This is a genomic window from Herpetosiphon geysericola, from assembly GCF_001306135.1.
In the GTDB taxonomy this organism is placed as follows: Bacteria; Chloroflexota; Chloroflexia; order Chloroflexales; family Herpetosiphonaceae; genus Herpetosiphon; species Herpetosiphon geysericola.
In genome coordinates this window covers 89,965-113,204 of record NZ_LGKP01000011.1, presented here as the reverse complement: position 1 = coordinate 113,204, position 23,240 = coordinate 89,965, and the positions used below count along the sequence as shown (strand labels likewise).

General features: G+C 50.0%; 18 protein-coding genes. 15 read left to right on the top strand and 3 right to left on the bottom strand.

Annotation, left to right across the window (positions count from 1 at the left end; all coding sequences use genetic code 11):
- Positions 1 to 61 precede the first annotated feature (61 nt).
- Positions 62 to 802, bottom strand: a complete 741-nt coding sequence (gene lepB / locus SE18_RS05745; protein ID WP_054533474.1) for a signal peptidase I — start codon at positions 800 to 802, stop codon at positions 62 to 64.
- Complete coding sequence (gene lepB / locus SE18_RS05740; protein ID WP_054533473.1) at positions 799 to 1,587, bottom strand: signal peptidase I; 789 nt, start codon at positions 1,585 to 1,587, stop codon at positions 799 to 801. The genes lepB (SE18_RS05745) and lepB (SE18_RS05740) overlap by 4 nt, the downstream gene beginning before the upstream one ends.
- 866 nt (positions 1,588 to 2,453) lie before the next feature.
- On the opposite strand from lepB (SE18_RS05740), the gene tilS reads away from it, so the two are divergent.
- The 14 genes from tilS (at position 2,454) to SE18_RS05670 (ending at position 20,320) form a co-directional block, all read left to right on the top strand.
- Positions 2,454 to 3,914 carry a tRNA lysidine(34) synthetase TilS gene (tilS, locus tag SE18_RS05735; RefSeq protein ID WP_054533472.1) on the top strand — a complete coding sequence of 487 codons (1,461 nt, stop codon included), beginning with the start codon at positions 2,454 to 2,456 and terminating at the stop codon, positions 3,912 to 3,914.
- On the top strand, positions 3,904 to 4,446 hold the full coding sequence (gene hpt / locus SE18_RS05730; protein WP_054533471.1) for a hypoxanthine phosphoribosyltransferase: 543 nt from the start codon (positions 3,904 to 3,906) through the stop codon (positions 4,444 to 4,446). Before tilS ends, hpt begins: the two co-directional genes overlap by 11 nt.
- 128 nt (positions 4,447 to 4,574) lie before the next feature.
- The gene (gene ftsH, locus SE18_RS05725) at positions 4,575 to 6,530 is read left to right on the top strand and encodes an ATP-dependent zinc metalloprotease FtsH (protein ID WP_054533470.1); all 1,956 of its coding nucleotides are present in this window, start codon (positions 4,575 to 4,577) and stop codon (positions 6,528 to 6,530) included.
- A 156-nt stretch (positions 6,531 to 6,686) separates the two neighbouring features.
- Complete coding sequence (locus SE18_RS05720) at positions 6,687 to 7,445, top strand: YebC/PmpR family DNA-binding transcriptional regulator (RefSeq protein WP_054533469.1); 759 nt, start codon at positions 6,687 to 6,689, stop codon at positions 7,443 to 7,445.
- A gap of 330 nt (positions 7,446 to 7,775) precedes the next feature.
- The gene (locus SE18_RS05715) at positions 7,776 to 8,612 is read left to right on the top strand and encodes an FHA domain-containing protein (RefSeq protein WP_054533468.1); all 837 of its coding nucleotides are present in this window, start codon (positions 7,776 to 7,778) and stop codon (positions 8,610 to 8,612) included.
- Between the two features lie 4 nt (positions 8,613 to 8,616).
- A complete protein-coding gene (locus tag SE18_RS05710; protein WP_054533467.1) occupies positions 8,617 to 9,807 on the top strand; it encodes a vWA domain-containing protein in 1,191 nt (396 codons plus the stop codon).
- Positions 9,808 to 9,825: 18 nt separating this feature from the next.
- A complete protein-coding gene (locus SE18_RS05705; protein ID WP_054533466.1) occupies positions 9,826 to 11,217 on the top strand; it encodes a serine/threonine protein kinase in 1,392 nt (463 codons plus the stop codon).
- Positions 11,218 to 11,236: 19 nt separating this feature from the next.
- Positions 11,237 to 12,823, top strand: coding sequence for a PP2C family protein-serine/threonine phosphatase (locus SE18_RS05700; RefSeq protein WP_054533465.1), 1,587 nt, complete (start codon positions 11,237 to 11,239; stop codon positions 12,821 to 12,823).
- Positions 12,824 to 12,877: 54 nt separating this feature from the next.
- Positions 12,878 to 13,843: a hypothetical protein gene (locus SE18_RS05695; protein ID WP_054533464.1), complete on the top strand. Its 966-nt coding sequence runs from the start codon at positions 12,878 to 12,880 to the stop codon at positions 13,841 to 13,843.
- Positions 13,844 to 13,947: 104 nt separating this feature from the next.
- The gene (locus SE18_RS05690) at positions 13,948 to 14,805 is read left to right on the top strand and encodes a hypothetical protein (protein WP_054533463.1); all 858 of its coding nucleotides are present in this window, start codon (positions 13,948 to 13,950) and stop codon (positions 14,803 to 14,805) included.
- Positions 14,806 to 14,876: 71 nt separating this feature from the next.
- On the top strand, positions 14,877 to 15,740 hold the full coding sequence (locus SE18_RS05685) for a PPC domain-containing protein (protein WP_054533462.1): 864 nt from the start codon (positions 14,877 to 14,879) through the stop codon (positions 15,738 to 15,740).
- Positions 15,741 to 15,838: 98 nt separating this feature from the next.
- The gene (locus SE18_RS05680; RefSeq protein ID WP_054533461.1) at positions 15,839 to 16,723 is read left to right on the top strand and encodes a pre-peptidase C-terminal domain-containing protein; all 885 of its coding nucleotides are present in this window, start codon (positions 15,839 to 15,841) and stop codon (positions 16,721 to 16,723) included.
- A gap of 179 nt (positions 16,724 to 16,902) precedes the next feature.
- Positions 16,903 to 19,128: a serine/threonine protein kinase gene (locus SE18_RS05675; RefSeq protein WP_054533460.1), complete on the top strand. Its 2,226-nt coding sequence runs from the start codon at positions 16,903 to 16,905 to the stop codon at positions 19,126 to 19,128.
- A gap of 88 nt (positions 19,129 to 19,216) precedes the next feature.
- A complete protein-coding gene (locus SE18_RS05670) occupies positions 19,217 to 20,320 on the top strand; it encodes a serine/threonine-protein kinase (protein ID WP_054533459.1) in 1,104 nt (367 codons plus the stop codon).
- 630 nt (positions 20,321 to 20,950) lie between these two features.
- Here SE18_RS05670 and SE18_RS05665 read toward each other — a convergent pair.
- On the bottom strand, positions 20,951 to 22,414 hold the full coding sequence (locus SE18_RS05665) for a glycosyltransferase family protein (protein ID WP_054533458.1): 1,464 nt from the start codon (positions 22,412 to 22,414) through the stop codon (positions 20,951 to 20,953).
- 267 nt (positions 22,415 to 22,681) lie between these two features.
- Between SE18_RS05665 and SE18_RS05660 the strand changes: the two genes are divergently transcribed.
- Complete coding sequence (locus SE18_RS05660; protein ID WP_054533457.1) at positions 22,682 to 23,236, top strand: hypothetical protein; 555 nt, start codon at positions 22,682 to 22,684, stop codon at positions 23,234 to 23,236.
- The last annotated feature ends 4 nt before the right edge of the window (positions 23,237 to 23,240 follow it).

Below are 23,240 nucleotides of genomic sequence, written 5' to 3'. Positions count from 1 at the left end.
TTGCCCAACAAAAAGCCCCTCGTCCAGCGGATGGATGAGGGGTGTGAGGCAACGTAACAGCCTAGTAGCTATCCCAGCGCTCTTTGGGCCAATAACTAAACCATGCCTTGCCAATCACATATTCCAAGGGCAATGGCCCCCAGCGCCGCGAATCACTGCTAAATGGCCGATTATCGCCCATCACAAAGACATGGCCTTCGGGCACGGTTAGCTCGCAATGGGCATCACAGAGCGTGTCAACCCCGCCAAGATAATCCTCAGTTAATTGCTGGTCGTTAACCCAAACCTTGCCCTCGCGAATTTTGATCGTATCACCGCCAACCCCAATCACCCGCTTAATATAATCTTTGTCGGGCAAATCGTGGGCAGCCGGGGGCGCCAGAAACACGATAATATCGCCTCGTTCTGGTGGGTGCAGCAAATAGAGAAATTTTTTGGGCAGTTCGCCATTGCCAGGCCACAAACGCAAGGGCGCGTTGAGATCGAGGTGGGCATAAATTGCTTTATTGACCAACACATATTGCTTGGTTTGCATGGTTGGCTCCATGCTTTCGCCCTCGATTTGAAAATTTTGAATCAAACTGCGCAAGATCAAAAAACTCAAAATCAAGCTTGCAAACAACTGCCACGAATTCCGCAAACGCGGGCGTTGGGGCAGAGGCGTTGGCGGGGCTGGCAATGGTGCTTGCGATTGCTCAAGCCAAGCAATCTCATCGGCGCTTGGAGCAGCAACCGGCAACGGCAGCGTATCATCAAGCGCCAAACGGGTTGTTTTTGCTTCAGGTTGCTCGAAATCGTTCATTGATCAGTTGATAATTCATAATTAGGGGTTTGTACAATCCCCCAATCTTCTTTGGGCCAATACGAGAGCCAGGCCTTGCCAATCACATTATCAAGCGGCAATGGCCCCCATTCGCGCGAGTCGCTGCTATTATTGCGGTTATCGCCCATCACAAACACATGGCCAGCTGGTACATCGACAGTACAGGTTGCCGCATAGCCTTTGCAATTGGTTTGGGTGCCAGCATCAAGGTATTCTGATTCATCAAGCAATTGATCGTTAACATAGACTTGACCATCGAGCAGGGTAACTTTATCGCCTTCAATCCCAATCACCCGTTTGATATAGTCTTTGTCTGGCTCGTCGTGGGCCGATTCGGGCGCCAAGAACACCACAATATCGCCTTGTTGGGGCTTGCGGAAGGGATAAACCACATTTTGCTCAAGCTCGCCACGGCCAGGCAACAAGCGTAATGGGGCATTTAAATCGAAGTGCATATACAAGGCTTTATTAACCAAAATATATTGCTGATCGTGCATGGTGGGGAACATACTTGAGCCTTCGATGCGAAAATTTTGCAACAACCCACGCACAATAAAAAAGACCAAAAGCACAAAAACGACCGTCTCGATAATCTCTTTGACGACCGACCAGCCGCGACGTTGGGGAACGCTCTTTGCAGCAGCCTCGTCTAGATCCAGCGGTTCTTCTGGTGGCGGGGCTGGCTCAAGCAGCGTTGGTTTTAATGGATTTGGATCATGATGAGCGCGTTGATCAATCCGATCCCGAAGCGGTGTTGAACTCATTGAATTATCCTTACACCCTGAATTAAGTCGCTGCGCGGCATTATAGCATACCAACTTTGGCAAAACCTGCCCTAGAAGTCTTGATTTTAATTGACCAAATTGGGGATTGATCGCCTAGTATGCCGCGAAGCACAATTGCTGTCAATTTTAAGCAAAGCATATGCCGTCGGTTTGGCAATGTTAACGGTTCCATGCGCCGTTAAATGATAGGTAGCTGAACAACGCCTGATAACGGCTATTTGTTCCTAGAATGGTCTGGATCAAACTGGTTGCTATCAGCATAACATAGGTAGTCTGGTTCGCATCGGTTGTTAATCAAGTGCTAATCAGCGGCTGCAATGGACGTATAGTTTGCCACCTTTGGCGCTAGGGGTCGGGGGATTTTGCAAGGGTAGGTTGTTAATCAGCATTGTTTATCACCACCCTTCCGTCCCGCCTCAAGGCGGGAAACGCAAGGGATTTTCATCCCCCTGCACCCCCTCATATTCACGTTGTGGATTGTTTTGACGTATCTATTCCCCCACCTTCACAACTTCGTGCTCTTCGCGTTCTTTGCGGTTCCGATTCCCAACAACCAATCCCTTCTCAGCGTTTCACCACCCTTCCGTCCCGCCTCAAGGCGGGAGACGCAAGGGGTTTTCATCCCCCTGCACCCCCTAATATTCACGTTGTCGATTGTTGAGGTTTATTCTGTTGTTCACCCTTCGAATGATGGGTTATCCCAGCCCTTTCGCGCGCTTTGTGTTCTTCGCGGTTCCGCATCCCTTATCCCCAATCCCCAACAACTCCACCCTACGATTGATCGAATTAGCCGCAAAAATGTGCTATCATCAAGCGTGGCACCACTTGGCAACGAGAAACCAGCTATGTCCCAACTACTCGACATTGAAACAACCCTAATTCGCGATGGCCGCCTTGCCTCGGCAGCATGTTTGGTGGTGGCGGTTTCGGGTGGCCCCGATTCGCTGGCCCTCTTACATCGGCTCTGCGCCTTGGCCGTGCCCTATGGCTGGCGCTTGCATGTCGCCCACCTTGACCACGGCTTGCGCGGCGAGCAATCTGCTGCTGAAGCCGCGTTTGTGGCCGAGATAGCAGCAGATTGGGGCCTAACCGCGACGATTGAACTGCGCGATGTTGACCAAATTGCCAAACAATTTCATGTTGGGCTGCCTGCCGCTGCCCGTGCCACCCGCTATCGTTTTTTGGCCGAGGTGGCATTGCAACAACAAGCAGATGCGGTTGTGCTTGGCCATCAATCAGACGACCAAGCTGAAACCGTCTTGTTGCACGTATTGCGTGGCACAGGCCCAAGCGGCTTGAGTGCGATGCGCCCGCGTACTGAGTGGGCTGGTTGGCGGGTAACCGCTGGCATGCCGCATCAAGCAACCGGGCCAGCCTTGATTCGCCCAATGCTCAACATTACCCGCGACGAAATTGAGGCCTATTGCGATGAGCAACAATTAGATCCACGGCGCGACCCGACCAATAACTCGCTTGAATATACGCGGGGCCGAATTCGCCACCAACTCTTGCCGTTGCTTGGCGAATACAATGCCAAAGTTGTTTCGGCCTTGGCGCGCACGGCACGCTTGGCAGCGATTGAAACCGACTACATGCAAAGCGAACTGGATCGCCAATGGCAAAGCCTGATCGAATTTGAGCCTGGCTCCATTACCTTTCATCGCGAACAATGGAACCACATGCATCCTGCCTTGCAGCGCCATGCAATTCGGCGCGCGGTGCATCTGCTCCGGCCTGAACGCGAGGAATTAACATCCTCGCAGCTTGACCATGCGTTAAGTGCAATGAACAGTATGCAACTGTTTTGCCAAATGCCGCATAATTTGGTGCTGCATCGCAAGCCGCATGGCTGGACGATGACCGTTGCCACAACCATGCAACCAACCAACGACGAACCACAATTGAGCATCGATGAGTGGCCGCTCAACCAACAAGGCATGACTCCGCTGCCCGATGAACGCTGGCGGGTCATGATAGAGGTGCTGCCAAGTCGGCCTGAATATAACCTTTCGCGCTGGCAAGGCTTGCTCGATGCAGATGCGATTCAAGGCAAATTGCTGTTACGCCAACGACGCCCAGGCGATCGCATGCGGCCTGCTGGGGGCATTGGCTCACGCCGCATCCAAGATATTATGGTTGATATGCGTTTGCCACGCGAATTGCGTGCTCAATGGCCATTATTTGTCGATAATGCTGGCATTCTCTGGATTCCTGGTTTACTCATGGCCGAACATGCCCACCCTACACCCGAAACAACCCGCTTTTTGCTGATAACCTTGGAGGATACTCACGCCGATGCATCCTGATCTTGAACGGGTATTGATTGATACCGCGACACTCCAAAACCGGATTCAAGCGCTTGGCACAGCAATTGCCCAAGCAACGGTTAACGCACCAGAGCTGGTGTTGGTTGGCATCTTAAAAGGTTCGCTGATTTTCATGGCCGATCTGATGCGGGCGCTTGACCGCGAGGTTGCCTACGATTGCATCGCCGTTTCATCATATGGAGCCAGCACCGAAAGCACTGGGGTGGTGCGCTTAAACAAAGATCTCGATCTTGATATTGCTGGCAAGCATGTGATCATCGTCGAAGATATTATTGATAGTGGCTTAACATTAAAGTATGTGCATGATATGCTTTTGCGGCGCAACCCAGCTGCTCTAGAGATTTGTGCCCTACTCAATAAACCTGAACGCCGCAACGTCGATGTGCAGGTTGATTATTGTGGTTTCGACATTCCCAACGAATTCGTGGTGGGATACGGGTTGGACTATGCCGAACGCTATCGCAACTTGGCCTATATTGGGGTTTTAAGCCCACGTGTTTATACGCATTAACACATTGCTAACAAAGCTTTCCCTTGCTAGGTAGGTAGCGCTTTGGTATAATTTTTGAAGGTCGCTGTACTCCGCATGGAGTGCAGCAAAATTTTATGAGCGTGTGCGCACGTTCAGGAGATACTGCGATGGGTGAAAATCGCTTCTTACGCAACAGTTTTGTGTATTTGATCATCGTAGTGGCGGCGTTGGCGCTCTTCTATCAATACATCAATGGTAGTCCTGGCAATACCAGTGAAAAGAGCTACAGCGAGATTCTCGATTTATCGCTCCAAGGTAAAATTGCCGAAATCGTGCAAACCGAAGGCAATATCGAGTTTCGCGCAACCACCAACGACACGCCACCAGTTACCTATATCTCACATAAAAACAGCACGACCGAAAGTATCGAAGAGTTACTTTCGCAAAAAGCCCAAGATGCGAGCAAACTTGCAGAGCTGAAAGACCCAGAAAACAAAGCTGCAATTGCCGCACCGTTGGAAAACGCCGCTAAAGTTAAGTTCAACCCTAAATCGGCTCCAGCATGGGGCGGAATTTTAGGCGCAGCCTTGACCTTCTTGCTGCCAACGCTGTTGCTGATTGGCTTTTTCGTCTTTTTCATGCGCCAAGCTCAAGGCTCCAACAACCAAGCGATGTCGTTTGGCAAGAGCAAAGCCCGCATGTTTACTGGCGATAAACCATCAGTAACCTTCGCCGACGTTGCTGGCCAAGAAGAAGCCAAACAAGACTTAACCGAGGTTGTCGAGTTTCTTAAATTTCCTGAGAAATTCGCCCAACTTGGCGCGCGGATTCCACGCGGGGTTTTGATGGTCGGCCCTCCAGGGACTGGTAAAACCTTGCTCAGCCGCGCAGTTGCTGGTGAAGCAGGTGTGCCATTCTTCTCAATCAGCGGTTCGGAATTTGTCGAAATGTTCGTTGGGGTTGGCGCAAGCCGCGTCCGCGACTTGTTCGAACAAGCCAAGCGCAATGCACCATGTATCGTCTTTATCGACGAAGTTGATGCAGTTGGTCGCCAACGGGGCGCTGGCCTTGGTGGCTCGCACGACGAACGCGAACAAACCCTCAACCAAATCTTGGTTGAAATGGACGGCTTCGATAGCAATACCAATGTGATTGTGATTGCCGCGACCAACCGCCCTGACGTGCTCGACCCAGCCTTGGTTCGCCCAGGCCGCTTCGACCGCCAAGTGGTCTTGGATGCTCCCGATATGCGCGGACGGGTCGAAGTGCTCAAAGTGCATACCAAAGGCAAGCCACTTTCTGAAGATGTTAACTTGGAAGCAATTGCCAAATTGACCCCAGGCTCATCTGGTGCTGATCTGGCCAACATCGTCAACGAAGCCGCTATCTTGGCTGCACGCCGCTCGAAGAAACGCATCGCCATGCAAGAAATGCAAGATGCAACCGAACGGATTATGCTTGGTGGCCCAGAACGCCGCTCGCGCGTGATGACGCCAAAGCAAAAAGAGTTGACCGCCTTCCACGAAGCTGGGCACGCAATTGTTGCCAAAGCGATGCCAGGCGCAAATCCTGTGCATAAAGTGACGATCATTCCTCGCGGGATGGCTGGTGGCTACACCTTGATGATTCCCGACGAAGACCAAAGCTACATGAGCGTTTCGCAATTTGAAGCCCAAATTGCGGTGGCACTTGGTGGTCGGGCTGCTGAAGAATTAGTCCTGAGCGACTTTACCACTGGCGCTTCAGGCGATATTCAACAAGTGACCCGCATGGCGCGCGCTATGGTTACCCGCTATGGCATGAGTTCGGAGCTGGGGCCAATCGCCTTTGGCGAAAAAGAAGAGTTGATCTTCTTGGGCCGCGAGATCAGCGAACAACGCAACTATTCGGAAGAAACCTCACGCAAGATCGACTCGGAAGTGCGCCGCTTGGTTAGCGAAGGCCACGAACGCGCCCGCGCGATTTTGGAGCGCAACCGTGAAGTGATGAACCGCATGGCCGAAGCCTTGATCGAGCATGAAAACCTCGATGGCGAGCCATTACGCAATTTGCTTGATGAAGTTGTGCAATATAACTCCAACAACGGAGCCTATAACGAAGCTTTGCCCAAGCAACGCATCTAAATCTCGCTCGAATGATTAATTGAGAATTGGCGCAGGCAATTATGCTTGCGCCAATTTTTTGCCAATCTTCTCAGGCATACGCTATAATGGTCAACAAAAACTAATGATTGAGTGGCACAATCTGTGTGCTTAATTGTCAACCGTAGGAGTTTTCCGATGTCAGGGCATACAAAATGGCATGAAATTCGCCGCAAAAAAGGGGTTCTTGATCAACGCCGAGGTCAACGCTGGACAAAAATCGCCCGAGATATTACGATTGCAGCCCGCGAAGGCGGCGGCAGCCCTGATATGAACTTTCGGCTGCGCTTGGCGATTGAAAAGGCCAAAGCCGATAATATGCCAGCGGATAATATTCAACGGGCAATTGATCGCGGCACTGGCGTAAGCGGTGAAGCAGCGCTCGAAGAAGTAACCTACGAAGGCTATGGCCCAGGTGGAATTGCGGTTATCGTCGATGCTGCGACCGACAATCGCAACCGCACAGTCTCCGAAATTCGCACTGCCTTCAACAAAAATGGTGGCACGCTTGGCGAAGGTGGCTCGGTCGGCTGGATGTTTGATATTAAAGGTTTGATCAACATTGATCGGACTGAAAAAACCGACCCCGATGAAGTGACCTTGTTGGCAATTGATGCTGATGCAGATGATGTAATCATCAACGACGATACGATTATTGTTTACACCGAGTTTAGCAAGCTGGCTGCGGTGCGCGATGCACTCAACGAGCAAGGCCTCAAAATCAGCACTGCTGAAAAAACCATGCTTGCCAAAACGATCATGGAAGCAGACGAAGCCACAACCTTCCAAATTCTGCGGCTGATGGAGCGGCTCGAAGATCTCGACGATGTGCAAAAAGTCTATAGCAACTTAGAAATCTCCGATGAATTAGCCGAAAAATATGCAGAGCAAGGTTAGTTAGACAATCTTAGTCAGCCCAAACCAGCACAGTCTAAGGCTGTGCTGGTTTTGTTTAAATTTAGGTTATCCCCACAAAATACAGGCCAAAGAGTAAAACAAAACAAGGCGATTCTGGTATAATCAGGGACGATTATCCAAACCCTAGCTAACCAGAAGTCCTATGGACAACCTACACTACGCCTCAACTTCATGTCGCAGAAGTACGGCATGGAGCTATATCTACAGGTTAAGCACCATGGTATACAGCGCAATTGCAACCAGAGGCGCACACTCCCGCCTCATCCAGCACTATCCAGCACTATCCGCTAGCTCACGAGGAGACGCACGATGACCGAATTCGAGTTCTGGCAAAAAATTAAGGAAATGGGGCAGATCACCTATGACTGGTGGTATCCGACGATTGCGCTTCCGGCTTTAATTTGGGCACTATCGATCCTGTTCTTGGCGATTTTTGCTGCCCGCAAAATCAAAAAAGTCCATAATCGTTTCTTAACCCTCTTTTTATCGACAATTCCAGTTTTGCTCATCTTCCCATCGGCCTACATTGCAAGCACCCTAAAGAGTGCACTTAATCGAGTTGGCTATAGCATGCCCACAAATGCCAATGATTTTGCGCGCAACGATGCGATTGTGTTAGGCAATTACCTCAACACATTTGGATTATGGGGCGTGTTAGGAATTACCCTAACCTTGCCATTACTTCTGACGAGCCTTTCGCGTAGCGAAGTGCCGGTTATCAGCCCAGCGATTCGCAATGCGACCAAAACGATCACCAATATTGCCACCAGAGCCTTTGGGCGACGGGGCGGAGCTGGTGGTGGTGGGCGGATCAATGCACCCTATGGCTCGGTAACGATTAATAATGGTTCACGCAAAGGCTCAATCGAAGCCTTGCGGCCTGACTTCACCATTGGCAGCAAAGGCGATATTCAAGTCAGCGATGTGATTGTTTCACGGACGCATGCCAAATTCGTGTTAGAAGAAAATCAAATTGCAGTTGTTGATCTTGGCAGCACCAATGGCACCTTCTTGGTCCGCGATGGTCAAGGCTTCATGCTCGATGGGCAACCAGTACCACTCGAACATGGCGATATGCTCTATTTAGGCGACCCCAACCAAGACAACGCCGTAGAAATGTTATTTGAGTTTAATACAGGAGCATAACCCCATGAAAACGTGGATTTTGCGTTGTAGCCTTGCTTTGCTGCTACTCTCGCCTGTTTTGACCTATGCCCAAGCAGCCTATGAAGTGAAACTCACCGATGCGCAATTGCTTGATGATCGGGTGGTTAACTTTAAAATGCGGGTCACGAATACGGCGACTGGCCAAGATGTGCCACCCTTGGAAACTGGCGATCTTGCAATTTACCAAGATGGTCAATTGCTGACCGATTCGCAAATGGTAATGAATGCGATTACGACTGATGCGACCCATCCAACTAGCCATACGATTCCATTTGATAGCCAAAATGTGTTGCGAGCATCAGGCGCAACCATTGGCTTGGTGACTGATTTGAGCGTGGCTTTGGGTGATCCCTTTATTGGCGAAGTGCGCGCTGCTGCCGAAAGTTGGATCAACCTTGGCAATGCAGTTTCGCCCAACGATCCTGAATCGATTGGCTTGTTTATTCCGCGTTCGTCCAACAGCCAAGCGACGCGCCCAGCCAACGCGCCAGAGTTTGATCGCGACCACAATAAAATTATTGGGGTTTTGCGAACTGAACCACCTCGCGATGGGGCAACCAACTTGTATGGCGCAGTTTTAGAGGCTGTGACCGCAACCGCTGCCGAGGCCAAAAAGCGCGGCACCGATAGCTATGTGATCGTTTTTGGCGATGGGTCAGTGACGCCCGATAGTGCTGGCCTCTTCAGTCAAATTGTCGATATTGCCAACAAAAATAATACGATTATTATTGCAGTAGGCATTGGCAAGCCAGAGAACTTGGATAAAGCAACCAACCAATTGCCAAATTTGGCCAGCAGCACCAATGGCCGCTATGTTGCTGGAGGGGCTGATATTCGGCCTATAAATATGGAACAAGCCTACAAAGCCTTGGTTAAGCCAGTTAACCGCACAGGCTATGATGTGGCATTTGTCCATACTGCGCCCCGCGATGATAAACAACATACCTTCCAAGTTAAGGTCACGATTGCTGGCCAAACCTGGGAAAGTTCAACCTTGCCGATTCCAACTGACGTATTAACAACGACATCGGAGTTTGTTCCACTGAGCCAAATTCAAAAAGACTACATGTTGCGAGGCATTCCCGCCGCAATTATTTTGGCAGCAGTTACGACTGCTTTAGCAACCGCCACCCGCCGTCGCCCAACTCGGATTGATCCAGGGGCTGGTAAGTAGGCTATCGGAGGATCGCCAATGCATCTTGTTGCAGGTCAACAATATGGGCGCTATGAGATTGTTGATGATCGTTTGGCCGAAGGGCTTTCTGGCCCGGTCTACCATGCGATCATCAACCACGATGATGGCCATCGTGAAGAAGTGGCGCTTAAATTTCTGACGAATAAACTTCCTCAGGTTCGTCAGTATTTTATGAATGAGGAGCGCTTGCTGAAAAAAGCCGAGCACCCGCATGTGATCGGCTTTGTGCATAGTAACGTGCGTGATGAGCCATATACCCTGGCCACGACGTTTGTCTATGCCTATAGCAACAAAGAATTAGCCAAACAAAAAAGCGAAACCATTGCGCTGCAAATTGCCGAACAAATTGGCAGCGCCTTGGATTATTTGCATATTGCCCACCCAGATAGCCCAGTTATTCACCGCGACGTAAAGCCCGATAATATTTTGGTTGATAAAGCCTCGCACGATGCGATTCTGATTGACCTTAGTGTGGCGTCGCACGAGCGCTTTGCCTTGGTTGATGAACGTGGATTTGGCACGCCACCGTATATGGCGCCTGAGCAATATACTGGGCACGAAGTGCCAGCCACCGACCAATATGCCTTGGCCTTGGTTGTCTACTACTTCCTGACTGGCGATACAATTCCAACTATCAAGCCACCAAAAATCAAAGGCTTGGAGTCGGATGATCCGCAAATTTATCAAGCAGCCTTGGCTACTTGGAACACAGGCTATCGCCAACAACTAGCGGCCCAGAGCGAGCGGATTCGTAAAAACTTGGCCAAACATCCAACCGCGATCGAGGTCTTCTTAAAAGCAACAGCCTTTGAGCCAGGCGATCGTTATAGCTCCTGTGCAGCCTTCAGCATGGCCATGCACGAAGCTTTGCGCAACGATGGGGCCGCGTTTGCAGCGCCAAGCATGCCAATTAGCAACTCACGCCGCTCGACGATGATCAGTATTGGGGTGATTAGTGCTCTGGTTTTAATTGCAGTGCTCTTTTTATTCTTTGGTGGCGATGATACGCCTGTGCCAGCAGGCAAAGCAACGCCCGATCAGGCAGCACTCCCACCAACCTTGACCCTTCCAGCAGCAGCAAGCCCAAACCCTGGCGGTTTCCCAACGGTCACGATTGAGGTCATTCCAACCTCAACCTTGCCACCAATTGTTGAACCGACGGTAGCCAGTAGCAGGGAAGTGACGCTGACCCAAGCCTATATTCTACGGGCACAACCAGGCGATGGAAGTGCAAATGCCCTGCAAAGTGGCCAAGCCCTGACAGGCCAGAAGTTTCGCGTTATTAATGAAACACCTAGCACTATCAGCGGCGATCGACGCAAATGGTTTAATGTACAACGTATCAGCGATGGAGAAACAGGATGGTTACCAGAAACCGTCTTACAATAGGCCACCAAGGAGCATTGCAATGAGTCAAGCAGCTAATCTGCCCAATCTCGTGGTCTATGGTCAAAGCGATGTTGGGCGACAACGCAACAACAACGAAGACAATTTGGCATGGCGGCATGCCGATGAACGCAGTGTTGGCACCAAATTTGTCAATGGAGTGACAGAACTTTTCGCCAAAATCCGTGGCGGCGGCGCAACTGGTTTTAGTGTTAAGATCGATCACAAATTGCTTGCCAGCCATGGTCGGCTCTATGTCGTGGCCGATGGCGTCGGCGGGAATGATGATGGCGAGTTAGCTAGTCGCGCGGTTGTTGAATATACAACTAAGTTTTTCTATAATAGCGACCCAAAAAGCTATACAAACAAACAAGAACAGCTCAACGCTGCCATCCAATATGCGACCAAAATGGTCTATAAAGAGGCTGGCAATACCAACCGCGCCTCTACTTTAGTGCTGGCGTTGGTCTGGGATGAAGGTAGCCTGCGCAAGATTATTTTTTCGAATGTTGGCGATAGCAAAGGCTATTTGTTCCGCGCTAATAACACCGAATACGATCGCGCCGTCCAAACCAAAGATCACGTCAACGCCATGAACAAAAGCCTCTGGCAATCCATGGGCGACCCTGAGGTAACGCCCCACTTCAGCGATGAACTGGTTTTGGGCAAAGATGATGTGATTGTGCTGTGTTCGGATGGGCTTTCCGATGGGGTTCAAGCAGAGGAAATTGGCAAAATTGCCACTCAAAATGCACCCCAAAATGCCACAACTGAATTAATTAGCCTTGCCAACGAGCGCGGCGGCCACGATAACATTACCAATGTGGTTGTGCGCAATGGGCCAGCCCCAATTCAATGGGGCGCCTTAGGCGGGATTTTGGGCGTTATCTTGTTGGTCGCAGCCCTCCTCGGCGGGATTGTGTTCATGGGCGGCGACGAGGTTAACCCCAATGGCAGTGGCCGCAATGCGGTTGTCATTCCAACCCGCCCTGTCATTAAGCTCGATGACGGTTCATTTGCAACTGTTACCTTGCCTGCGGAAACCGCAACTGCTGAAGCGCTCTTGATTCAGCAAGCAACCGAAAACCCAGTCCCAACCGATACGCTTGGCCCTCAAGCCACCAGCGCTCCGGGCACAAACCCAACCGCACGCCCACAGGCAACCAACCCACCAGCGGTCATCCAACCAACCAATCCGCCAGCAGTCCAACCAACCAATCCACCAGTGGTCGCCCAACCAACCAATCCGCCAGCAGTCCAACCAACCAATCCGCCAGCTCCAAGCGATCGTGATGGCGATGGCTTTGTTGATGATATCGATGCTTGTCCCGATGTAGCTGGGCCAAACAATGGCTGTCCTGCTCCAGTTGAGCCAACTGCACCACCAGCTGTTGCCGATAGCGATGGCGATACCATTCCTGATGATCGCGATGCTTGTCCAAACGAGCCTGGCGATCCATCACGCAATGGCTGTCCAAAACCGGTGGAAGCACCACCAACCAATACGCCGCGGCCTGAGCCAACCGAACGCCCAACCGATGTGCCGCAGCCAACCAAGGAAACCCCACCAACTCCAAAACCAAATGTTCCACCAACTCCAGGCCCGTAAGCCTGAGTTTGGCAGCCATAGCAGTGAAGTATGTGTTAATAAGGAGTTCGCTTAATGGCCTTTAAACGTTTATTCATAATTAGTCTGCTGATATTAATAGGCAGCTTGCCAAGCCCAAGCTTAGCCCAAAAAGCAATAAAATCTAGCCCTGATGTCAATTACAGCCCACCAGTGGTTGAAAAACCAACTGATGCTGAGGCCTTGCCATTAGTCAAGTGGGATTTGATTGATGTCAAAGTGGTTGAAGGTAAGGATGCGTGGCTCGCCCTGCGCACTGATACGCCAATTAATACCACCAGTGGGATTCGGATTGATATTGAGCTCTATACCAGCAATGCAGCAAATGGCGCTGATATCGATACGGATTTTGATCGCGAAATCACCCTACCACAAACTAATCAATCACGCGATAAGCAAATTACTGGTTACATCAGTGGTACATCACAAGTGCTGTATGTTCAGTTGCGCACGGTTAGCGATACGATCAACGAGGAAAACGAAATCTTCTTTGTTGATGTAACTGTCTCGAATGGCACGATTGAATCCCGTGGCAATCGAGCAACGATTACAATCGTCAGAGATACAAAATTCTATCCCGCTTTTGCCAACTTCCAAAGCTGCCAAGACGTGGGCGAACCCAACAATAACCTTCCAGCACGAAGTGGGTTCTTAGCAATTTCAGGTGGGCCATGTTATGGTGATTTTAATGGCGAAAATCCTGGAGCGGTTGATTATTACCGCATCAGCTCAGGAGTTGGCGGGAATGTTACTATTCGCTTAAAAAATACAACTCCCAACCAACATGACCTTGACTTATACCTCTACAAATACAATACAAGCACAAATAGCTACGACGAAGTTGCGAAATCGGATAATGCCAACCAATTGGATGACGTAATCAATTTCCCAATTGTCGCTAATACCAGCAATAATAACGGCTTGTATCTCGTCACAGCCTATTGGGCTGTTGCAACTGGAAGCAACGTTCCAACCTATGATCTGAGTGCGAGCTTCCAATAACGGTTCATCAAAAACAGGGGCTTGTACAACCAATACAAGCCCCTGCTATTCCACCAATGTGTGGCAACAAGGAGATTATTCAGTCGTGAGGAGGATCATCAGTGATGCGCAGCTTTGCAAAATCTGCTCTTTTTCTCTGCCTATTCTGTTTGTTCCCAAGTGCTAGCTATGCCAATCTTGAAACACCGCAAGCAGTCACTTTAGCTTGGGATAAAGTCTTTGTATCAACTGCCGAAGGGATAGATGTTTGGTTACGGATTAATGTTGTTGGAGCCGCGCCTACTGAAATAGTTGAGCTTAAATTTATCTTCCAAACCGCTAGCCAACTAGCAACAGCCAACGATGATTACGTGCCAACCAATTGGCCTTCTGGCACTAAAGGTGTGATTACTGGGCTTCAGCGCTTTGCTTATGTAAAAATTGATATCCTAAATAATCTCTACTCCGAACCAATCGAAACCTTCCAAGTTGAGCTGCGTTCCGATGCTTCAGGCACAGTGATTTCTGGGCAAGCCCGGGCAACCGTAAGCATTGCCCGTTCACGGCTGATGAACCCAGTTGTTGGCTATTTAGAATCATGTATTCATGTAGGCGAACCAGCCAATAACACAGCGACAAGCGCTGGGGTGATTGCGCCTAATGGCGGTTGGTGTAACAGTGATTTTAGAAATGAACAACTGCTTGCAGTTGATTATTATCGACTAAAGCCAAGCAGCAATGGAACAATCACGATCCGACTTGAAAATACGACTCGCGATCAGCATGATCTCCAATTGTATTTATACTATCTTGATGGCACTGGTCAATATCAATTTTATCAGCAATCAACTAACCCAGACCAGCAAGCAGAATTCATTACTGCACCGCTTGCAGCAAATAGCAACTACTTAATTTCGGTCTACTGGGAGAGATCAAGTGGCTCGAAAGTACCAAGCTATCGGCTCAACGCCGATTGGCGCTAGGCCATTTATGGATTGCTCGATTCCCTCTATAATACCTACGATTTGTATCGTTATTAAGGAGTATCGCAATTATGAAATTTGCTAGAATCCTCATTCTGCTTTTATTAATTCATGGGATTTTGCCCCAAGCAAGTTATGCCAGCCCTGATGTGCCCAGCGCCGCAACCCTTACATGGGATAAAACGTTTGTCTCCACTGCCGAAGGGGTCGATGTTTGGTTACGGATTAATGTGATTGGGGCTGGGCCAACCGAGAATGTTAATCTTAAATTTATTTATCAAACGTTTGGCCAACAAGCAACCCCCAACGATGATTATGTGCCAACCAATTGGCGTGATGGCACCAAAGGCGCGATTAGTGGCACTGATCGATTTGTCTATGTAAAAATTGACATTCTGAATAATAGTTATTATGAGCCAATTGAAACTTTTCAAGTTGAACTTCGTTCAGATTCATCAAGTACGGTTATTTCTGGGCCTGCACGTTTAACGATCGCAATAGCCCGCTCACGGATCATGAATCCAGCAGTCGGCACAATTGAATCGTGTATTAATGTTGGCGAACCAAATAACAATTTTCCTGTATCGTCAGGTGAAATTGCCGCGAGTGGCGGGTGGTGTAACAGCAACTTTAGTGGCGAGGCAGCTCGTGCGCTTGATTACTATCGCGTCACGCAGTCGACTACTGGAAAATTAACCATTCAGCTCGAAAATACCACGCCTGATCAACACGATCTTGATTTATATCTTTATTATCGTGATGGAAATGGTCAATATCAAGCCTACAAACAATCAATTAATAGCAATCAATTGGCCGAGAGCATCATCGATGCCCCAATCGCAGCCAACACGAACTACCTGATTGGGGTTTATTGGGCAAGCTCGAGTGGAAATAAAGTCCCAACCTATCGCGTAAACGTGACCTTTAGGCCATAAATGATTCACTGGCATGGCGTAACGCTCGCAGCTGTTGCGCCTGCCAAACTCATAACCAGCGATCACCAGCCGATTCTAGCAACAAGGATTCTTAGGTTATGCACAACAAACGTTGGTCAGTGTTCCTCCTCATAATCTTTAGTCTCATAGCCTTGCCGGTTGCTCATGCCGAGGAAGCTAGCTCACCAAGCGCAGAGGCAAGCCCCCAAGCCATCGCAGTAGCGTGGGAACGGACTGCGGTTCAGACGACTGAGGGAATGAGTGTTTGGCTCAAAGTAATGGTCTATGGTGCAGGTGAGACTGAGAGTATTAGCCTTAACTTACGCTATCAGACTTTCAGTGGTACTGCTGTCGCGGGCAGCGATTTTTCGCCAACTGCTGGCACTGGCAATGCCTTGACCATTACTGGCCTACGCCGCTATGCGTTGATCAACATTGGGATTTTGTCGAACGCTGTTGCTGAACCATATGAGCAATTTCAAGTTGAACTCCGTTCAGAAACCGCGAATGTAAGCGTCATTGGTGGTGCTCGCACCACAATTGGCATCTCGCGCGCCCGACTGTTTGCTCCGGTCGTCGGCGACCTACAATCGTGTATTCATGTTGGGGAGCCTGCCAATAATGCTTCAACAACAGCTGGGGTTATTGCCTTATCTGGTGGTTGGTGCGAAAGCGATTTTATTGGCGAAGTTCCAAGTAACTTTGATTATTACCAATTCAAAGTGGCTGTTGGCGGCAGAGTAACAATCCAGCTTGACAACATCACCCCTGACCAGCACGATTTTAATCTCTATCTGTATTATCGTGATGGCAACGGCCAGTTTCAAGTCTATCAGCAATCGGGAAATCCAGGCCAAACTGCTGAGTTGTTGAGCAATGTGCCAATTGCAGCCAACACAACCTATCTGATTAATATTGTTTGGGCTGCTAAACTCGGCGATAAACCCCCAGTATATCGGGTTAAAGCCTTATATCAACCCTAAGCGCACACGCTTGGCCTCCAACGCAAGGTCGATTGGATCGACGCGCTTAGCATTTATGCTGGCGCTTGTCAAGGCTAGCGAATAGTGTGATAATGGGGCAGCAACGAAGTTGTCGAGAATAGTTAATCTTTGGTACTGAAGAGAGCGGTCTTCCGCTGTTTTCGTTGTAGGATGCTGCTATGGAGTCGTTTGAACATACACAGTTGGGCGAGTATGCCTTGCAAGACGAAATAGGTCGTGGTGGGATGGCGCTCGTTTATCGAGCACATCATCCCGACTATGGCTCAGTCGCCTTTAAAGTGCTGCCGCCTTATTTCGCCCACGATACCGACACGCTCCGACGATTCATGCTCGAAGCACGGGCGATTCGTGAACTGCACCACCCGCATATTGTGCAGCTCTATGAAGCCAGTGATATTCCTGATCCCAACAATACCCGCCAACGAATCCATTATATTGCCATGGAATTTATTGGCGGTAGCACACTCAGCGAACGCTTACAAAAGCAACCCCGTCAACAACTCAACCCAACGATTGAGATGGGCTTGCATATTGGTTCGGCCTTAGATTACGCACACCGTAAGCAGTTTATCCACCGCGATATCAAACCAAGTAATATTTTGTTTCGCCATGATGGCCATGCTGTGCTCGCCGATTTCGGGATTGCGCTGGTCAGTAATGAAGCCCGCATGACCAAAACAGGCGGCTTTGCTGGGACTGTTGCCTATACAGCACCAGAAATTGCTGAAGGCCAAAGTGCTGATGCGCGCTCGGATATTTATGCGCTTGGCTTAATTTTGTATGAGGCTTTAGCGGGCAAAAACCCCTATGCCAACATGCATGCCAATATCGCAGTTGCGCTGAGCAAAATTATCAGCACACCCTTGCCACCATTGCGCGAACTAGCCCCCCATGTGCCACCCTTGATGGCCCAAATTATTGAACGCGCTACTGCCAAAGATCCTGAACGACGCTTCGAAAACATGTCTGATTTTGTTGAAGCGCTCAAACAGGCTAAATTTGGGCGCACGACAACCAAACCAGATGTGCCGCTGAATGTCCATGGCAAGCCCATGATCCCAATTGCCCGCCCAGGCGGCAGCCGTAGCGAACGCAGTTCTGAAGGCGATTCAACCAGTACCCGAGTGTTTAATCCTGTGGTTGGGGCTGCGAGTGCGGCCAATGTGCCACTTTCCAAGCCAAACCAGCCAATGGCTGGCCCAGCTAGCGCTGCCAATATGGCCATGCCCGCCGAAGGTACTCAAATCTACGCACCACCAGCAGGAACTGGTCCAAATAGTCGGATTAATCAACCATTGAGTGGGGTTAATCAACCGCTCAGCGGAGCCAACCAGCCCTTACCAGGCGGTCAAAACTCGCAGGTCAACGTTTCATTGCCAAACGATGGGACGCAGATCTATGCGCCGGAAGCGGTCGGTGCGCCGAGTGGGGTCAATCTGGCCTTGGGCGGCGAAAGCACCCAAATGTATGCGCCTGTTTCAGGGGTTAACCAACCATTATCCGGGGTCAATCAGCCGCTTACTGGCCAGAACCCCGTGCGTGGGCCAGGTTCACGGCCAAATCGCACAGTTAATGCCCGGCCAATCGAGGTCGCCCGGCCTGCAACTGCCTTCAATCAAAGTCTTAACCCTAGCTCAGAATCAAATCTCAATCTTGCAGGCACAGGCTCAATCGCACTCAACCGACCCAATAACAAAAAGAAGGCCTTAATTGCTGGCATTGGCGGCGGCATTTTAGGGCTGGTGTTAATTGGGGTCTACATTCTATCAGGCAACAATCCTGCCAACAACACAACGGGTACCGAAACTTCAAACTCGGTTCAGGTTAATCCCAATGGCGGGGCAACCGCAACCACTGGTAGTGCCAGTCAAGGAACCCCAGTTGGAACCCAACCAATTGGCATCGTTGATCCAGGTGCTCCAACCAGTACCTTGGCTCCAACTCCTGAAAATAGCCCAACTCCAGAGCCAAGCAATACACCAGAAGCAACAGCCACATCAAATGCGGTTGTAGCGACGGCGCGTCCACAACCACAACAGCCGCAACCAACAGCGCGGCCTCGGGCAACCAATACTCCAGTGCCGCAAGCAACCGAGGTTCCACCAACCAACACCCCAGCGCCAGTCGATAGCGATGGCGATGGGTTTACCGACGATGTTGATGGCTGTCCTGGAGTTGCTGGGCCAAATAATGGCTGTCCGGCGCCAACCGAGCCACCACCACCAACGCCAATTCCTGACTCAGACGGCGATACTATTCCCGATAACGTCGATAATTGTCCCAATGAGCCAGGCGATCCATCACGCAGTGGTTGTCCAAAACCACCACCAACCAATACGCCACGGCCAACCGCTATACCGACCGCGCCGCCAATTAATCCATAATGTTTGTCGGAGATCACGCGATCAGAGCGCACAAGCTAGTGCGCTCTGTCTATGATCACAATCAATGTTTAGCATTAGGTGGCCCTCTATGCAAAACTTAAGTAATCTTCAACTTGGGGAGTATCATCTAGCTGAGCAGATCGGGCAAGGCGGCATGGCAATTGTTTACAAGGCTGAACATCCACAGTTCGGTACCACAGCCTTTAAAGTCTTGCCGTCGATGCTCGTTCATGTCGGTGAACTGTTAACCCGCTTTCTCAACGAAGCAGATGCTGTGCGGATTTTACATCACCCGCATATCGTTCAATCGTATGAGACCGGTGCAGTACCCCACCCCAAACTAGACGAGGAGGTCTATTTTATTGCGCTCGAATATATTGACGATGGTTCGTTATTAGAGCGCATGATCGCCAGCTCGCTTGCCGTCGAAGATGTGATTAAAATCGGGATTGATATTGGCTATGCCTTGGAATATGCTCATAGCAAAGGCATTATTCACCGCGATATCAAACCGAGTAATATTCTTTTTCGCAGCAATGGCCAAGCAGTTTTAGCCGATTTTGGCATTGCCAGCACGGCGCAGTATATTCGGCTCACCAAAACCGGCAATGTAACCGGCACAATCGCCTATATGGCACCTGAGATTATGCAGGAAGTGCCAGCTTCGCCGCGCTCGGATCTCTATTCGCTGGCCTTGGTGCTCTACGAAACTCTCACTAATTCGCGGCCATTTGGCACGGATACTGCCTCGCCACAGCTGGTGCAAAAAATTTTGCAAGAGCGCATTCCACCGCTGCAAGAGGTTGTGCCCAATATCTCACCAGCAGTCGCCCAAGTCATCGAACGCGCCTTAGCCAAACGACCTGAGCAACGCCAAGAATCAGTTGGCGAGTTTGTGAGCCAGCTGCAACATGCACTCCAACGGCGCATCCCAAGCGAATTCACAATTCCCTTACCAGCACCATCAGAAGATCTATTCGTCGATCAGTTTACCCAGCCGCAACAGCGCGCACCAAAAGCCCGCCCAGTCGATATCAATCGGCCAAGCACAGCAGCGCCAACCTTCGGCCTCCAAGCAAGCAGCAATTTTGCAAGCTCAGCAAGGGCAAAATTCACCACTACCATTCAGTTCGTCTTGATTGCAGTTGTAACTTTCTTTTTAGTCCTAGGTATTTTTTTCTTTTTTCAATAATTGACCCTAGGTATTTTTGCGTTATTAATTGTTGACACAACTGAACTAAGCGAACCGCTAGCAAGCCCAAAATTGCCCTTTTCAGCGCTTCATCGTAAAACAGCGATGAAGCGCTTGTAGTTAACTGGCCAGCCAAGTATATTAACAGCGTAGCCCGTATGGATACGGTTCAGCGGGAACAGCACCTGAACAAATCAACCAAACCCCAAATTGATCACCGCTATCGACTGTAGGATTGGCCTATGGAAATAGTCGGTGGTGCGTCGAAACTAGCAACTAGCATATCAGCGCTATGGGGAAACGCACGAAGACATGCACATGGATCGGGCTGGTGGTGACTGATCACCGACGAATTCCCATCTGCTGCTCGGTTATCAATTTGAAGCATTGTTATCATCCTGGCGTGATGTGACATAACCGTAATTTTAAGGTCAACCGCTAGGAACGCTAACAAGCCCAGCCCCTGCGAGGGTCTCCTCGGCAGGCAGCCGCTTGAATTAGGCATAACAATTAGGTATTTGTGCAGCTTTGAAGCTGTCGAACCGTATCCGCGGGTCTTTTTGGTTAGAGTGTTTTGATGAATGCAAAAAGGGTTGCCAGCATCTCGGAGGGGGTGCTGGCAATCGCCTTTTAGGGTTTTGGCACATAGGTAAACACTGTATCCGCAAATTCAAGCTGATAATATTGATCAATCAAACGAATTGTTTCTTCAGTCCAGCGTCCAGTTACATCAATCTGATCAGTTTGCACGTTGAAGGGTAACATGATTAGGCTCCAGCGCCGTTGCCTGATGCTCTCAAACAGACCATGGGCGGGCCACACACCGCTCTCAATCGCTGGCCCCATCGTCGATGGATCATCAAAAATCAGCGGTTTACCAGCCGCAAGCGCCAAGCCAGGGTTATCAAGCAACACATCACCAGGCTTGGATTGAATATAGGGCACAAAACGTTCTAAATCGAGAATCGCAAACTCGCCACCATACCAACTTGGCGTTTGGCGCAATAACCAGCCTTGCACTAAGCCTGCACTCAGCGTGGCAACCGTCAGCGCATGCCACCAGCCACGTTTGCTCAAGCCAAGCTCCAGCAACAAGCCCAACGCCAGTCCTCCAGCCAAAGTCCAAGCAAGCATAGTCTCTAAAAGATGATTATGATGTGCGCCAATTTCACCAGCTCCATACAGCGAAATTGGCGCAAGCACTGCATACAGCCCTGCTTGGCGCATCGCAAAATTGCGCCACTGCAAGGCCAAACCAACCAGCGCCAACCCCAACAATGGCAACGACCAGCCAAGCAAGCGCACATACTTCCACATTAGGTCAAAGCTCCACCACTCTGAGCGGTGTAAGCCCCAAATGTGGCGTGTTGCCCAACCATCGGTCACAAGATCCAAGGCTAAATAGGGCAGGCCAGCAGCTACAATCGCCAGTGTGCCAAACTTCAGTGCTTTGCGCCAATCGTGCAGCAGTAAATTCAGACCAACCGCCAGCGGAGCAATCGCTAAGGTTTGTTTGGCCAAAAATGCCAAGCCAAAACAAACTGCCGCCCAGCCAAACCAGCGCCCTTCGCGCCAGCTTGCCAACAGCAGCCCGAGCGCACTAAAGCTCAAAGCAAATAAATCGGGCTTGAGCCGCAACGCCCAGAGTTGGGCAGGCGGAAAGGCCAACCAACACGCGCCAAGCGCCAAGCCAAGCAACCAATAGCGGGTATTGCTGGCCACAAACAGGCTAATAATCAGGCCAATCGCCAACATTGAAAGCAGCGAAACCCAACGCCCTGCAGTAAATGGTCGCTCAGGATCAAACGGCATAAACGAAAGCAGCATGGGGTGTAACGGGGTATATGGGGCGGAAATAAATTCCTCGGCCACAATCGGGCGATACAACGAGCGATCACGCCGAATCAGTTGGGCTTCATGTAATAATGTGCCTTCGAGGCCATCATCTGGGGTTTGCAAGTTCAAGACTGGCCGTCGCGCCAAGCCACGTTCAAAGGCTGGCCACATCAAGCCAAGCATCAGGATCAGCATTAACCCACCGATGCCAAGCCGCCACCAAGCCTGTTTTAGCCCTTCAGTCTGCTGTTTTTCCATCGTTGTTCATTCTTCCACAAGCTAACAAAAGCCCATGGATGATAGCAGATTCGCAGGGCAACGTCTAGCAAACAGCTTCGCTCGCAACCGGATGCTCATCTAATCGTCATTCTGCCAACCAAGATCATCGATACGTTTGCTGCTGCCAATCTGCTGCAATCGTGCACTCTTTCTGCACGTTGCTGCAACTGCTGCTTGCTACACTCGTGGTATCAACTCATCGCCTAACAGGTTTCATTTGAATCTTCATGGTCGAAGGAAGTAGCTATGCACAAAATGTTCGATGTTTTATTACTATTCATTTTGCTAGCTGGGTGTAGTAGCCAACAGCCAGTTCAAGTCTTGCCATTTACTCGGCTTGCAGATCTCGATGATAACCATGGGAGCTTTGATGATTATCCATATGCAGAAGGTGTATTAAATCTGCGTTTCACCCAAACTGACTATGAGCAAACACGTTTGCTTGAAGAACTCCCGAAATATAAAGAGCCTTTTGTCAATCGTGAAGCAATTCAAGCTGTGGATATGCAGACCACCATTATTGTGAGCGTCTTTACTTCAGCGTATGGTCATAGCGGGTATTGGGTCAAAATTAACGAAGTTCAACGCAATCAACTAACCCTAACCGTCGTCGTGGAGTACCATCCACCAAGCCAAGGCCAATTGTTAACCCAAGCAAGTCCAGTTATGTCGATCAGCAGCATTGCAATAGATCGGGCGCTGCTGCCGCCAACTGATAGCTTAATGACGATTCGGGTTGTCGATCAACAGCAAACCGAGTGGATTCGACAGGTCTACGAGTTAAAGCCAATCATTGAGTAGGAAC

Bases quoted from the DNA above. Each gene is read 5' to 3' on its own strand.
- hpt (WP_054533471.1), top strand. From the start codon at position 3,904: ATGCATCCTGATCTTGAACGGGTATTGATTGATACCGCGACACTCCAA.
- SE18_RS05680 (WP_054533461.1), top strand. From the start codon at position 15,839: ATGCACAACAAACGTTGGTCAGTGTTCCTCCTCATAATCTTTAGTCTC.
- SE18_RS05710 (WP_054533467.1), top strand. From the start codon at position 8,617: ATGAAAACGTGGATTTTGCGTTGTAGCCTTGCTTTGCTGCTACTCTCG.
- SE18_RS05675 (WP_054533460.1), top strand. From the start codon at position 16,903: ATGGAGTCGTTTGAACATACACAGTTGGGCGAGTATGCCTTGCAAGAC.
- SE18_RS05720 (WP_054533469.1), top strand. From the start codon at position 6,687: ATGTCAGGGCATACAAAATGGCATGAAATTCGCCGCAAAAAAGGGGTT.
- SE18_RS05695 (WP_054533464.1), top strand. From the start codon at position 12,878: ATGGCCTTTAAACGTTTATTCATAATTAGTCTGCTGATATTAATAGGC.
- SE18_RS05670 (WP_054533459.1), top strand. From the start codon at position 19,217: ATGCAAAACTTAAGTAATCTTCAACTTGGGGAGTATCATCTAGCTGAG.
- ftsH (WP_054533470.1), top strand. From the start codon at position 4,575: ATGGGTGAAAATCGCTTCTTACGCAACAGTTTTGTGTATTTGATCATC.
- lepB (WP_054533474.1), bottom strand. From the start codon at position 802: ATGAACGATTTCGAGCAACCTGAAGCAAAAACAACCCGTTTGGCGCTT.
- SE18_RS05715 (WP_054533468.1), top strand. From the start codon at position 7,776: ATGACCGAATTCGAGTTCTGGCAAAAAATTAAGGAAATGGGGCAGATC.
- SE18_RS05700 (WP_054533465.1), top strand. From the start codon at position 11,237: ATGAGTCAAGCAGCTAATCTGCCCAATCTCGTGGTCTATGGTCAAAGC.
- SE18_RS05690 (WP_054533463.1), top strand. From the start codon at position 13,948: ATGCGCAGCTTTGCAAAATCTGCTCTTTTTCTCTGCCTATTCTGTTTG.
- lepB (WP_054533473.1), bottom strand. From the start codon at position 1,587: ATGAGTTCAACACCGCTTCGGGATCGGATTGATCAACGCGCTCATCAT.
- SE18_RS05705 (WP_054533466.1), top strand. From the start codon at position 9,826: ATGCATCTTGTTGCAGGTCAACAATATGGGCGCTATGAGATTGTTGAT.
- tilS (WP_054533472.1), top strand. From the start codon at position 2,454: ATGTCCCAACTACTCGACATTGAAACAACCCTAATTCGCGATGGCCGC.
- SE18_RS05665 (WP_054533458.1), bottom strand. From the start codon at position 22,414: ATGGAAAAACAGCAGACTGAAGGGCTAAAACAGGCTTGGTGGCGGCTT.
- SE18_RS05660 (WP_054533457.1), top strand. From the start codon at position 22,682: ATGCACAAAATGTTCGATGTTTTATTACTATTCATTTTGCTAGCTGGG.
- SE18_RS05685 (WP_054533462.1), top strand. From the start codon at position 14,877: ATGAAATTTGCTAGAATCCTCATTCTGCTTTTATTAATTCATGGGATT.